Genomic DNA, 12,094 nt, shown 5'->3' with positions numbered 1-12,094 from the left:
ATAAATTTAATTGATAGTTTTTATATTTGCATAAAATTTATCAATACTATGACGATTACTCAATTATATTATGTTCTGGCTGTAGCCGAATACAAAAACTTCACGTTGGCTGCAGAAAAATGCTTTGTTACTCAACCAACATTAAGCATGCAAATTCAAAAATTAGAAGATGAACTCGATATATTAATTTTTGATAGAAGTAAAAAACCTATTTTACTAACAGAGGTTGGTGAGAAGATTGTAAACCAAGCTAAAAACATTGTAAATGAAGCTGGTAGAATAAAAGATATTGTAGACCAACAAAAAGGTTACATTGGTGGTGAATTTAAAGTCGGAATAATCCCTACGATTATGCCAACATTATTACCTATGTTTTTAAATAACTTTATTAAAAAATATCCAAAAGTTAATTTAATTATTGAAGAACAAACCACCGAAGAAATAATCAAAAAACTGAAGAATGGTCATTTAGATTGTGCAATTGCAGCTACTCCGCTAGAAGAAGAAAACATTAAAGAAATAGTGCTTTATTACGAACCTTTTGTTGCTTATGTCCCGGCAAATCATCCATCAATAGGTAAAAAAGAGATTGAAATTGCTGATTTAGACTTAGATAAAATATTGCTTTTACAAGATGGTCACTGCTTTAGAAATGGTATTCTTAATCTTTGCAAAAACAATAAGTTTATAACAGATAGTCATTTTCAATTAGAAAGCGGAAGTTTTGAAACATTAATCAAATTAGCCGATGAAGGTTTAGGAACTACTCTTTTACCCTATTTACACACTTTGGACCTAAATGAAAAAAGTAAAGACAAACTAAAAACATTTAAAGATCCAAAACCTGCAAGGGAAGTTAGTTTAATTTACCCAAAAAACGAATTAAAAATCCACATCATCAATGCATTTAGAGATGTAATATCGGGTGTTGTAAGAGGGGCTATTGCTTTTAGTGATGTAGAGATAATAAGTCCTAAGTCAAAATAATCAAAATAAAAAAGTCCCGAGAACATCGGGACTTTATATTATTAGTTGATATAAATTAAACATTGTCTTAATTCAGGCTTTTCTTCAGTAAATTGTAGAAGCCACTCTCTCAATTGATCTATTTCGTATGGAAGCAATATACGTACTGCTTTTTCCAATTCTTTACAAAATAGTTTCGCATCAAAACTCACTCTTTCCAAAATTGACTTGGTGTAAGAAAACATTGGTCTTGGCATACTTTTTTAGATAAAACGTTAGACTAGGGGTAAGAACTTGTTGTAAAGATAAATAAAAAATCAATCCGAAAACGTTTTAGTTGACAAAAAAAATCATAAAATTTTATTAAATTCTTACTTTATACTGTAAATCATATATTCTTTGTTGCTCGAAGCATTTCACGTTTTCCTGGAGCTCCGGGCAGTTTCTCGATTGAAAATCCGACACTTAGCATAGCATTCTTAATCGATGAACGACACGCGTAAGTAACAAGTGTTCCTTTTGGTAAAAGAGCATCAAACATCTTCTTAAAAATAGCTTCACTCCACAATTCGGGTTGTAATGGAAATCCAAAAGCATCAAAATAAATCAAATCGAATTTGTTTTTATCTTCAATATCTTGAAAAAACTGTTTTCTCTTAGTTAAATGAAAATTGCTTGAAATGACTTGCTGTTTTTCCCAATCGCAAGAATGCATTTTATTAAAAACATCTTGGTATTGATTCGCTTGTAATTCAGAAACATAATTCATTTGCAAAATTTCTTCAGGAACAACGGGATAAGCCTCTACTCCAACATATTCTATTTTTTTCTTATCAATTGTTTCTAAAAAAGTAATAAATGCATTTAAACCAGTACCAAAACCAATTTCCAAAATAGCAACAGCTTCATGTTCTTTAAATAAATCCAATCCGTTTTTAATAAAAACATGTTTGGCTTCTTGAATTGCTCCATGTGTTGAATGATAATTTTCATCCCACTCAGGAATTCTTATTGTTGTAGAACCATCATCGGTAATTATAACTTCTCTTTTCATAACATAAAAAAAGGTTTAAAAAATTTTAAACCTTTAATTTCTATTTAATATATAATTTTTTAATTCTAGGAATTGGACCACTACATTTTACTTGATGGCATTGTATACAAGCATCTACTCCATTATTAAAATGTTCTTTAGCATTTTTAGGATCTTTATAAATTAGCTCTTGCGCTTTTATGAATTTTTGCGCTTGCTCATCAAAAAAAGCATCTTTATCATGTTCATCAGTCATTACTGCTTTATGAATTTTGATAAAGTGTTGTGGAAATTTTCCAATCGTATCACCTTCAATTATTCTTTCTTTCAAACGCTGATTATCTACATACATTTGCTCCATTAAAGCAGCCATTTCTGACATTTCGTACATCTCAAATTCTTTAGAACTTGAAGAATCAGTTTTTTTCTCAACAGAGGTTTCTTCAGATGTTTCTGAACTTTTCTCTTTTTGACAAGAAATCAATCCAACGAAAACAAATAAAAAAGTAATTTTAAGTAATCTCATTTTTTATTTTTTAATGTAAACACCTGTTGCAGTAAATGAATATGTAATTTCTGGTTTCGTAATTTTTGCAATTTCATCTTTAGATTTTCCAGCATCTTTCGCATAATGTTTTAGCTCATCAACTGTAACTACATCAACAAAAGCATATCCTTTTACAATAACTTCACTTCCATCAGAATTTAAAGGAACGAAAAAACCGTAATCTTTAAATTTCACAAAAGATGATTCTCCTTTACCTAAATCTAATTTCATCCAACATCCTTTTTTCTTACAAACAGAATTGATAGTTGTTTTAAATTGTACTGGTATAGAATCTCCTTTTTTAAGATTTTTATACTTTTTCAACATTTCTTCTTTAGAAAGAACTTTTCCTACTGCAAACTTTTCTCCAAATGAAGCATAACCCGATACATTTTGAGCTGAAGGTTTAGTAGTTTTTTGTGCTTCTACCTGAAATGTAGATAAAATTGCTAGAATAGCTAAAATAAATTGTATTTTTTTCATGATTTATAGTTTGCGACAAATTTAAACAAATTTTCTAATCAGAATAACCAAACATAAAAGTAATAATTAGAACATTTTTTTGTTATAAAGTTTTAAAAATAACAATTAGTAATAATAAAATCAATGGTTTGTAATTAAATTACATGTTAATAATTATTTTGTAAAACATAAGAAGAAAGGCTATTTTTTATTAAATTTGCAAAAAACACAGGAAAAAGAGGTTTTTTTTACGAAAAATAAAAGCTTAACAAATAACAGTTTGACCTAAATGGAATTAAAAACTTTAAACGAAATTGAAATTATTTCGGCTCCAGTATCAAAAATCAATCAAGTAGATTTTGAAAACTTAACCTTTGGTAATGTTTTTACAGATCATATGTTAGTGTGTGATTATGTTAATGGTGCTTGGCAAAAACCTGTTATTGAACCTTATGCTCCTTTTTCTATAGAACCATCGGCTAGAGTTTTTCATTACGGACAAGCTATTTTTGAAGGAATGAAAGCTTACAAAGACGAGCAAGATGATGTTTGGTTATTTAGACCAGATCAAAATTTTGATCGTTTCAACAAAAGTGCTGTGAGAATGGCAATGCCAGAAGTTCCTGAAGATGTCTTTTTAGGAGGATTACACCGTTTATTAGAAATTGAAAAAGAATGGGTTAAAAAAGGAAAAGGAAATACGTTATACATCCGTCCTTTTATGATTGCTACTGGTCATGGAGTAATTGCAGCACCATCTCAAGAATATCGTTTTATGATTATTTTATCTCCAGCAAGAGCTTATTATTCTGGAGAAGTTAAAGTACTTATCGCTGAACATTATAGTAGAGCAGCAAATGGAGGAATCGGAGCAGCTAAAGCAGCCGGTAATTATTCTGCGCAATTTTACCCAACTAAATTGGCTAACGAGCAAGGTTTTCAACAAATCATTTGGACAGATGATGCTACACATACTAAATTAGAAGAAGCAGGAACTATGAATGTTTTCTTTAGAATTAATGATACTTTATACACGGCTCCTACTAGCGAAAGAATTTTAGATGGTGTTACTCGTAAAAGCGTTATTGAATTAGCAAAAAGAGAAAATATCAATGTAGAAGTTCGTTCTGTTTTAGTTGCTGAGTTAGTAGCAGCTGCAAAAGATGGTTCTTTAAAAGAAATTTTTGGAGCTGGAACAGCAGCAGTTATTAATCCAATTGTAGGATTTTCATATTTAGGTGAGTATTTTGAATTACCAAAATTAGAAAACTCAATGGCATTAGACATTAAAGAGAAACTTACTAACATTCAATACAAATTAGCTGAAGACACTTTTGGTTGGACAGTAAAAATATAATTTGAATGTAAAAATTATAAACAAAAAAGCGATTTCAAATTGAAATCGCTTTTTTGTTATTTTAAAATTGCTGAGAAATTTGGTTTAAAATAATTTGGACCTTTCATTACTTTACCATCTTCGCGGTAAATAGGTTTTCCGTCTTCACCAAGTTTACTCATATTAGAACGTTGAATTTCGTCAAAAACTTCTTCTATTTTATGTTGTAAACCATGTTCTAAAATAGTTCCGCATAAAATATACAACATATCGCCAAGTGCATCAGCAATTTCAACAATATCATTATTTTGAACTGCTTCTAAATATTCTTCGTTTTCTTCTTTCATTAAATTAAAACGAAGTTCATTTTTTAAAGCACCTAAATCGGCTTTCATTTCTTCACTAACACCTAAACCATAGGTTTCATGAAATAACCTTACAGCATTTAATTGTTTTTGCATAATTCTCTCTATAAATTTCACTAAAATTAAAAAATTTGATAGTATTAAATTCTTACTTTTGTAAAAATTTTCAATATGTTTTCAACAGGTCAAATCTACTTTGCTATTTTCTTTTTAATTGCATTTGTTACAACAATGGTAATTGTTTATCGTAAAGATTTAAAAGCATTAAAACCATTCTACAAAGGAACCTATTGGATTTTAATTGGATTTTTAATTTTCATCGGATTACTGTTCTTAATAAAAATAGTAATGAAAGATTAATTTTCTTACTTTTGAAAAACAAACTCACGCCTCAATGAGAATTTTAAAATACATACTACTATTATTACTGCTATTTAGCGTAGCATTTTTAGTATTCGTTGCTACCCAGCAGAGCGAATACAAAGTAGTACGTTCTAAAGAAATTAAAATTTCAAAGGACATTGTTTATAATTTCGTTTCCGATAGCACTTCTTTAATCGATTGGAATCCTTGGGATAAAGACAATTCTAATTTTTCAAATAAGAAATTAGTTCCAAGTGATACCATTATACAAGACATAACTGTTTCTGGTAAAAAAAATGCATCCATAATGCGTTTTCAAAAAACAAAAAATGGTGCTCTGATTACTTGGGAATTAACAGGAAAATTAGATTTCAATTTAAAACTTTTAAGCGTTTTAAAAGGTGGCGTTAATAATGTACTTGGAAATAAATTAGAAAAAGGATTAAACAACATTGATAATTATTTAGTCAAAGAATTATCAACTTATAAGATTAAAATTCACGGATTAGTAACTAAACACGCTACTAACTATATTCAGCAAATTGACACTTGTTCTTTTGACGATTTTCAGAAAGTATCTAAAACTATGTTACAAAATATGATGTCGTTTGTTGAAAAGAATGAAATCATAATCACAGGATTGCCTTTTATTACTTACAACACTTGGGATAAAAAGACAAAGACAACTATATTTTCTATGTGTGTTCCTGTGGAAGAAGAAATTCTAACAACACCTGGTAGTGAAATTTCAGGAGGACATTTTGATGAATTTTTAGCTGTAAAAACTACTTTAACTGGAGATTATTCTCACAGTCAGGAAGCTTGGGATAAAACCTTAAATTACATTAAATCAAAAAAATTAGTTGAGGATTTAGAAGCAACGAATATTGAAATTTATAAAGTAAGTTTACCGAAAGAACGTAAACCTTCTAAATGGATTACTGAAATCTATATTCCTGTTAAAAAACGTATTTATGTTCCTAAACCTAAAACAGAAACTACAGAAGAAGGTGCTGCTACTCCAACCGAAAATACAACACCAACAGAATAAAAAATCCCAACAATTAAATGTTGGGATTTTTTATTATTTTTTCACTTTACCTATTAAATGCTTCACTACTGTTTCTGCTGCATGCAATCCAAAAAGAGCAGGCATCCAACTATTGGTTCCATAAAATGATTTTTTAAAGTTAGAACCATCGGTCATTTTTACACTATCATAATCGGGTCTTTCAAAAGAGTAAACAACTTTAACACCACTTGAAATTCCTTCCGATTTTAAACGTTTTCTAACTTGCTTTGCTAACGGACAATAATCAGTTTTACTGATATCTCTAACTCTAACTTTTTCAGCTTCGAATTTTCCACCAGCTCCCATGTTACTGATAACTTTTACTTTTTTACGTTTACATGCAACTATCAAATTGATTTTTGGCGTTAAACTATCAATACAATCCAAGACATAATCAAATTCTGGTGTAACCAATTCAAATGCACGTTCAGGCGATAAAAACTCTTCAATTCTTGTTAATTTCAAATCTGGATTAATATCCATTAAACGATCACCAACAATCTTTACTTTTGGTTCACCAACAGTGCTATGCAATGCTGGTAATTGACGATTAATATTTGTAATATCTACAACATCACCATCAACAATTGTCATATTTCCTACTCCAGCACGTGCTAAAAACTCGGCAGCAAAACTCCCTACTCCACCTAATCCAACAACTAAAACATTTGCATTTTCTAGTTTTTGAATTCCTTCCTCTTTAAATAATAAAACCGCTCTTTCTTTCCACTTTGCCATAATATCTTGAATCGTTAAATTGTTTAACTGAAAATTTTTAAATAATTAGTAAAAACGATTGTTTTCATTTTCTCAACTGAAATTTGTTTTATCGAAGCTGCTTTTTCATATACTTGATAAATCGATTCTTCAATTGTATCCGTTTCTAATAAAATTTGATTTTCGGGTGCAAAGGTAAATACTTTTTCTAAATCTGGATTACGAAGTAAGTATTTTCCAAACGAAAGATAAAAACCATTATTTAAAAGTGATTTTGCCACTTGTTCATTTTTAGAAAATCCATGAATTATCATTGGGTTCTCAATTTTCATTTCTTTTTTAATTGCTACAACTTCATCATAAGCCGCAACACAATGCAACACAATGGGTTTATTTGTTTGTTTTACAATATCTAATTGCTTTTTAAAAACCGAAATTTGTACTTCTAACGGAATTTCTATTCGTTTATCCAAACCACATTCACCAAGTGCCAAACATTCGCTTAATTGCAGTTTTTGTTTGATCATTTCCAAATCAGATTCCAAACGATTTTCATCGATATACCAAGGATGAATCCCTATTGAATAATTAGGAATACCAGCATCAAATTCCCATGGGTATTGATTCACAACCTCAATTACATCTGCAAGGTTTGAAAATTTGTGCGTATGCAAATTGATAAACTTAGTCATGATACTTTTTTACACCTGCTAAAATTTCGATATCCAAATCGTTTTCTAAAGGAACAATCGGACATGAATATTTATAATTATAAGCACAATAGGGATTATAGGCTTTATTAAAATCAATTGTCCAGGTTTTACCTTTTTGCATTCTCATGTCAACATAACGTCCGCCAATGTAACTTTCTTTTCCACAAGTTAAATCAGAAAAGGGTAAGAACAAATAATCTGCATATCCGGGTTTCTTTGATAAATCAATATTCTGATACACGTTTAATTTAAACTCTTTTTCATCAATTGTAAAATGTAGTTCTCCATATTTTACATACAAAGGAGTTCGTGAAGTTGTTGTTTTCATTGCAAAAGCCTTTTCTTTTTTAGTTCTAACAAATTTGGCTTCTACAATATATTTTTCATTTAGTGAAAAAAAATCCAATCCTTTAAAATGTTGTAAATCTTCTTTCGTTAATGGACTTTTTAGTGAATCTGAAAAACTCTGATTTAATTCGGTTTGAAATTTTTCGGAAGCACTTAAGTCTTTTTGAGCAAATGCAACTACCGAACAAAAAAGGAAAATAAGTAGCTTTTTCATAGATTGGTTTTTTACAAAAATATATAATTTTTATAACATTTAAATCGATACACCTTTCGTAAATTTGTGAATACAAATCAAAGTATGTTACAACGCGCATTTAACAAATACATCGATAATTTCAGAGGATTTTCTCGTGAAATTTGGATACTTACCCTAATTACATTTATAAACAGAGCAGGAACAATGGTACTTCCTTTCTTATCTAAGTATTTGAGAGAAGATTTGCATTTTACCTACGATCAAGTTAAATGGGTTTTAATAAGTTTTGGATTAGGTTCCATTATTGGCTCTTGGTTAGGAGGAAAATTATCAGATAAGATTGGATTTTATAAAATCATGATTTTCAGTTTGCTTTCGAGCGGTTTGGCATTTTTTGGTTTACAATTTGTCAAAACTTTTGAAGGTTTAGTAGTTGCTATGTTTTGTATTATGGTTATTGCCGATATGTTCAGACCCGCTATGTTTGTATCGCTTGGTGCTTATGCAAAACCCGAAAATAGAACACGCGCATTAACTTTAGTACGTTTAGCAATTAATTTAGGATTTGCTGCTGGACCAGCTCTTGGTGGTTTACTAATTATGACCGTTGGTTACAAAGGTTTGTTTTGGGTTGATGGAGCAACATGTATTTTGGCTATATCAATATTTTGGATTTTAGTTAAAGAGAAAAAGAAATCAAAATATACTGATAAAGAACATCCCGGAGAAATACTTACACATTCTGTTTTTAAAGACAAACCATTCTGGATATTTTTAAGTGGAACTATAATAACCGGTGTTTTATTTTTCCAATTATTCACCACTATTCCGCTATATCACAAAGAACAGTTCAACCTAAGTGAATTTCAAACCGGTTTACTTTTAACACTTAATGGTGTTTTAGTTTTCTTTTTAGAAATGCCAATTGTTAGTTATATCGAACGTAATAAAATAGACAAATTAAAAGTCATCACTTTTGGTTGTTTGGCTATGGCAATTAGCATGTATTTACTTCTAATAAATCAATGGGCAGGAATTTTAATCATCATGATGTTATTCATGACGTTTGCTGAAATGTTTGCTTTCCCTTTTTCCAACTCCTTTGCCATGAGTAGAGCTCCAAAAGGTCATGAAGGTCGTTATATGGCAATTTTTACCATGTGTTATAGTACCGCTCATATTTTAAGTGCCGAAGCCGGAATGGAAATGATTGATTTATTTAGCTATAAACACAATTGGTTTTTTATGGGAACACTAGGAATTATTGGCGTTGTACTTTTCATTTGGACAAGTAGATTGGTAAAAAAAGAACCTCCTCACAATATATAAAACTAAAAATTTAGTTAAATAACTATAAAAACAGTTGTAAAACTAAAAATTTAGTTATAGTTTTGTTCTTCGACAAGCTCAGAATGACAAAACTTAAGATTATGCAAAAACTAACCAATAAAGAAGAAGAAATCATGCATATTTTATGGAAGCTTAAAAAAGCTTTTGTAAAAGACATCATGGAAGAAATAACAGAAGATAAACCTCATTACAATACATTATCTACGATTGTACGTAATCTTGAAGAAAAAGGGTATGTAGGATACAATGCATATGGAAAAACCCACCAATATTATCCTATTGTAAAAATTGAAGATTACCGTAAAACCTTTATGAATACAGCTATTGAAAATTATTTTAATAGTTCGTACAAAAATTTAGTTTCTTATTTCGCTGAAGAAGAAAAAATTTCAGCTGATGAACTCCGTGAAATTTTAGCATTAATCGAAAAAAAGAAATAGCATGGAAAATTTGTTAATCTATTTCGTAAAAGCAAACGGGCTAATCATTCTGTTTTATTTGATGTATGTACTGTTTTTAAGAAAAGAAACTTTTTTTAATTCAAATCGTTGGTATTTAATAACAGGATTATTGCTTTCATTGGTTTTACCATTAATAACATTTACAAAAACTATCTGGATTGAGCCTACTCCACTTCCAGAAGTTTATAAAGATGCAATTCCTTTAACTTATAATCAAACTGAAATACCAAAAGAAACAGTTAGTATAGATTGGTCGATTATTTTGAGTTCAGCTTACATAGTAATTGCAATTTTAATTTTAGTAAAAATTGGTATCGAATTGATTGCATTCTTCGGTAAAATTCAAAAGCATAACAAACTGAAAAATGAAGCCTATACTTTAGTTGAAACCAATATTAACGAAAATCCGTTTTCATTTTTCCGATATATCGTAATCAATAAAAATATGTTTACTGATGAGGAAATTGAACACATTTTAACACACGAAAGTATTCACGTAAATCAGAAACACTCTTTTGATGTGTTACTTGGAAAACTATTTTGTGCTTTCTTTTGGGGTAACCCTATCATTTGGTTGTACCGAAAATCGATGCTTCAAAACCTAGAATTCATTGCTGATAATGAGACTTTTCAACAAATAGAAAACAAATACGCCTATCAAAAAACATTATTAAAAGTTGTGACTCATCAACACAGCTTAGGTATTACTAATCAATTTTATCAATCATTAATCAAAAAACGAATCGTTATGTTAAACACAAATCAATCAAACAAAAGAAATGCATGGAAATATGCAACAATTCTTCCTCTTTTAGTTGGCTTCTTTGTTATGTTTCAAATTGAAACCGTAGCTCAAGTAAAGGAAATAAAAATTGAAGAATCAAACTATACAGTTTCTTCAAGTTATTCATCGGTTTTAACCAAAAATAGTACAGATAAAGAAATAAAAGAATTAGAGAAAACTTTTTCTGATGAAAAACAAAAACTAATAATTTCAGATATAAAACGAAATAAAAATGATGAAATAATAGAAATCAAATTAGAATTTTCTTCAAAAAAGAATTCGAAATCTAAAAACATAAAAATTGTAAAAGGTGACAAACCAATTCTGCCAATTAAAATTTTCATAAAAGAAGACAAGAATGATGAAAAAAGTGTTGGATTTGAAGAAGTTTCAAATTTAGTTACTGGAAAATATATTTCTGTAGATGAATCAATTGAAGTCGATTCTATTACATCAGGTGGCTATACAATTGACAACATGGTAAAAAATGGAAAAAAAGTAAAATTAATTATCAATGGAAAGCTTCAACCTGAAAACGAAAAAATTAAAATCCCTTTAGACCAAGAGTTAGATGTTTTAAAAGAACTAGATGAAAAAGAATTAAAATCAAAATATAACATTGATAAAAAAGAAGGCGAAGTTTATTATGAATTTACAACTAAAAAAGATATAAATATTAAAAGTGAAGTTGAAAAAAATAACTCAGGTTGGGGAATTGGTTACCATGTCGTAAGTTCAGACGAAAATAATAACAATAACACAAAAGAAAAAGAGTCTTTCACTTATGATGTTAGTTACACAAAAACAGAACAAGGAGATCTAATTAACAATATCAAAAAAAATAAAAATGTAGATGCTAAAAAAGCATTAATAATATTTAATGATAAAGAAATCACTTATGAAGAATTAGTCAAAGTCAACACTAAAGAAATTGCCTCTTCAAGTGTAATGACAGCCACGACATTTGCACTTAAAAAATATGGTGAAAAAGCTAAAAATGGAGTAATTATAATTGAAACAAAAGAGTTCTTTGAAAAAAACAATCCTGTTTATAAAGAATACTTAAATTCAAAAAGAAACTCAGAGAAACCAAAACCAAGAGTTATAACAATAAAAAATGGTGATGATGTTGTTGTTTTTGATGGTGATAAAATTAAATTTCCGGGCTATCCTACACACTATTTAAATCAATTAAAACTAGAATTAAGAGGTAAAATCCTTGAAGACAATATTGATTTCTTTAAAAATTATGAGTTTGAAAAAATTAAAGACCTTATCATTATTGAAGATGAAATGTCTCCTAAAGAAAAGAAAAGAATCAAAAAAATAATAATTGAAACCAAATAACAAAAAAATCCCGATTGAATCGGGATTTTTAATT

Annotated in this window: 15 protein-coding genes; 7 read left to right on the top strand and 8 right to left on the bottom strand. The window is 29.1% G+C overall.

Annotated elements, in window-relative coordinates; genetic code table 11:
• The first annotated feature begins 48 nt into the window (after positions 1 to 48).
• On the top strand, positions 49 to 987 hold the full coding sequence (locus tag LOS89_RS04955; RefSeq protein ID WP_231836735.1) for a LysR substrate-binding domain-containing protein: 939 nt from the start codon (positions 49 to 51) through the stop codon (positions 985 to 987).
• 41 nt (positions 988 to 1,028) lie between these two features.
• On the opposite strand, the gene LOS89_RS04950 is transcribed toward LOS89_RS04955, so the two are convergent.
• The 4 genes from LOS89_RS04950 to LOS89_RS04935 form a co-directional block, all read right to left on the bottom strand.
• Positions 1,029 to 1,223 (bottom strand): hypothetical protein, encoded by a 195-nt coding sequence (locus LOS89_RS04950; RefSeq protein WP_111565666.1) that lies wholly within the window; start codon positions 1,221 to 1,223, stop codon positions 1,029 to 1,031.
• A gap of 131 nt (positions 1,224 to 1,354) precedes the next feature.
• Complete coding sequence (gene mnmC2, locus LOS89_RS04945) at positions 1,355 to 2,020, bottom strand: tRNA (5-methylaminomethyl-2-thiouridine)(34)-methyltransferase MnmC2 (protein WP_231836734.1); 666 nt, start codon at positions 2,018 to 2,020, stop codon at positions 1,355 to 1,357.
• Between the two features lie 40 nt (positions 2,021 to 2,060).
• A complete protein-coding gene (locus LOS89_RS04940) occupies positions 2,061 to 2,525 on the bottom strand; it encodes a hypothetical protein (protein ID WP_231836733.1) in 465 nt (154 codons plus the stop codon).
• A gap of 3 nt (positions 2,526 to 2,528) precedes the next feature.
• Positions 2,529 to 3,029 (bottom strand): DUF4920 domain-containing protein, encoded by a 501-nt coding sequence (locus tag LOS89_RS04935; RefSeq protein ID WP_231836732.1) that lies wholly within the window; start codon positions 3,027 to 3,029, stop codon positions 2,529 to 2,531.
• Positions 3,030 to 3,297: 268 nt separating this feature from the next.
• Between LOS89_RS04935 and LOS89_RS04930 the strand changes: the two genes are divergently transcribed.
• Positions 3,298 to 4,365, top strand: coding sequence for a branched-chain amino acid aminotransferase (locus tag LOS89_RS04930; RefSeq protein ID WP_231836731.1), 1,068 nt, complete (start codon positions 3,298 to 3,300; stop codon positions 4,363 to 4,365).
• A 56-nt stretch (positions 4,366 to 4,421) separates the two neighbouring features.
• On the opposite strand, the gene LOS89_RS04925 is transcribed toward LOS89_RS04930, so the two are convergent.
• Positions 4,422 to 4,805, bottom strand: coding sequence for a pyrophosphohydrolase domain-containing protein (locus tag LOS89_RS04925; RefSeq protein WP_231836730.1), 384 nt, complete (start codon positions 4,803 to 4,805; stop codon positions 4,422 to 4,424).
• Positions 4,806 to 4,880: 75 nt separating this feature from the next.
• Between LOS89_RS04925 and LOS89_RS04920 the strand changes: the two genes are divergently transcribed.
• Both LOS89_RS04920 and LOS89_RS04915 read left to right on the top strand, forming a co-directional pair.
• Positions 4,881 to 5,069, top strand: a complete 189-nt coding sequence (locus tag LOS89_RS04920; RefSeq protein WP_231836729.1) for a hypothetical protein — start codon at positions 4,881 to 4,883, stop codon at positions 5,067 to 5,069.
• Positions 5,070 to 5,103: 34 nt separating this feature from the next.
• Entirely contained in the window at positions 5,104 to 6,123 is a 1,020-nt protein-coding gene (locus tag LOS89_RS04915; RefSeq protein WP_231836728.1) for a GyrI-like domain-containing protein, read from the top strand.
• A gap of 33 nt (positions 6,124 to 6,156) precedes the next feature.
• Here LOS89_RS04915 and LOS89_RS04910 read toward each other — a convergent pair whose 3' ends face one another.
• Genes LOS89_RS04910 through LOS89_RS04900 form a run of 3 tightly spaced genes read right to left on the bottom strand, consistent with a single transcriptional unit; the run spans position 6,157 to position 8,136 of the window.
• Positions 6,157 to 6,882, bottom strand: a complete 726-nt coding sequence (locus LOS89_RS04910; RefSeq protein WP_231836727.1) for a tRNA threonylcarbamoyladenosine dehydratase — start codon at positions 6,880 to 6,882, stop codon at positions 6,157 to 6,159.
• 23 nt (positions 6,883 to 6,905) lie between these two features.
• On the bottom strand, positions 6,906 to 7,553 hold the full coding sequence (locus LOS89_RS04905) for a TatD family hydrolase (RefSeq protein ID WP_231836726.1): 648 nt from the start codon (positions 7,551 to 7,553) through the stop codon (positions 6,906 to 6,908).
• On the bottom strand, positions 7,546 to 8,136 hold the full coding sequence (locus LOS89_RS04900) for a DUF1684 domain-containing protein (protein WP_231836725.1): 591 nt from the start codon (positions 8,134 to 8,136) through the stop codon (positions 7,546 to 7,548). Before LOS89_RS04900 ends, LOS89_RS04905 begins: the two co-directional genes overlap by 8 nt.
• An 84-nt stretch (positions 8,137 to 8,220) precedes the next feature.
• On the opposite strand from LOS89_RS04900, the gene LOS89_RS04895 reads away from it, so the two are divergent.
• The 3 genes from LOS89_RS04895 to LOS89_RS04885 all read left to right on the top strand — a co-directional run bounded on the left by LOS89_RS04895 (position 8,221) and on the right by LOS89_RS04885 (position 12,060).
• Positions 8,221 to 9,447 carry an MDR family MFS transporter gene (locus LOS89_RS04895; protein WP_231836724.1) on the top strand — a complete coding sequence of 409 codons (1,227 nt, stop codon included), beginning with the start codon at positions 8,221 to 8,223 and terminating at the stop codon, positions 9,445 to 9,447.
• Positions 9,448 to 9,548: 101 nt separating this feature from the next.
• The gene (locus tag LOS89_RS04890; protein ID WP_231836723.1) at positions 9,549 to 9,908 is read left to right on the top strand and encodes a BlaI/MecI/CopY family transcriptional regulator; all 360 of its coding nucleotides are present in this window, start codon (positions 9,549 to 9,551) and stop codon (positions 9,906 to 9,908) included.
• Position 9,909: 1 nt separating this feature from the next.
• The gene (locus tag LOS89_RS04885; protein WP_231836722.1) at positions 9,910 to 12,060 is read left to right on the top strand and encodes a M56 family metallopeptidase; all 2,151 of its coding nucleotides are present in this window, start codon (positions 9,910 to 9,912) and stop codon (positions 12,058 to 12,060) included.
• The last annotated feature ends 34 nt before the right edge of the window (positions 12,061 to 12,094 follow it).

Origin of the sequence: Flavobacterium channae (assembly GCF_021172165.1) — a bacterium.
GTDB lineage: Bacteria > Bacteroidota > Bacteroidia > Flavobacteriales > Flavobacteriaceae > Flavobacterium > Flavobacterium channae.
This window is presented reverse-complemented; position numbering and strand designations above follow the sequence as displayed.

Excerpts from the sequence above, each read along its gene's own strand:
- LOS89_RS04905 (WP_231836726.1), bottom strand. The coding sequence starts at position 7,553 with ATGACTAAGTTTATCAATTTGCATACGCACAAATTTTCAAACCTTGCA.
- LOS89_RS04890 (WP_231836723.1), top strand. The coding sequence starts at position 9,549 with ATGCAAAAACTAACCAATAAAGAAGAAGAAATCATGCATATTTTATGG.
- LOS89_RS04920 (WP_231836729.1), top strand. The coding sequence starts at position 4,881 with ATGTTTTCAACAGGTCAAATCTACTTTGCTATTTTCTTTTTAATTGCA.
- LOS89_RS04910 (WP_231836727.1), bottom strand. The coding sequence starts at position 6,882 with ATGGCAAAGTGGAAAGAAAGAGCGGTTTTATTATTTAAAGAGGAAGGA.
- mnmC2 (WP_231836734.1), bottom strand. The coding sequence starts at position 2,020 with ATGAAAAGAGAAGTTATAATTACCGATGATGGTTCTACAACAATAAGA.
- LOS89_RS04935 (WP_231836732.1), bottom strand. The coding sequence starts at position 3,029 with ATGAAAAAAATACAATTTATTTTAGCTATTCTAGCAATTTTATCTACA.
- LOS89_RS04885 (WP_231836722.1), top strand. The coding sequence starts at position 9,910 with ATGGAAAATTTGTTAATCTATTTCGTAAAAGCAAACGGGCTAATCATT.
- LOS89_RS04955 (WP_231836735.1), top strand. The coding sequence starts at position 49 with ATGACGATTACTCAATTATATTATGTTCTGGCTGTAGCCGAATACAAA.
- LOS89_RS04925 (WP_231836730.1), bottom strand. The coding sequence starts at position 4,805 with ATGCAAAAACAATTAAATGCTGTAAGGTTATTTCATGAAACCTATGGT.
- LOS89_RS04930 (WP_231836731.1), top strand. The coding sequence starts at position 3,298 with ATGGAATTAAAAACTTTAAACGAAATTGAAATTATTTCGGCTCCAGTA.
- LOS89_RS04895 (WP_231836724.1), top strand. The coding sequence starts at position 8,221 with ATGTTACAACGCGCATTTAACAAATACATCGATAATTTCAGAGGATTT.
- LOS89_RS04915 (WP_231836728.1), top strand. The coding sequence starts at position 5,104 with ATGAGAATTTTAAAATACATACTACTATTATTACTGCTATTTAGCGTA.
- LOS89_RS04900 (WP_231836725.1), bottom strand. The coding sequence starts at position 8,136 with ATGAAAAAGCTACTTATTTTCCTTTTTTGTTCGGTAGTTGCATTTGCT.
- LOS89_RS04950 (WP_111565666.1), bottom strand. The coding sequence starts at position 1,223 with ATGCCAAGACCAATGTTTTCTTACACCAAGTCAATTTTGGAAAGAGTG.
- LOS89_RS04940 (WP_231836733.1), bottom strand. The coding sequence starts at position 2,525 with ATGAGATTACTTAAAATTACTTTTTTATTTGTTTTCGTTGGATTGATT.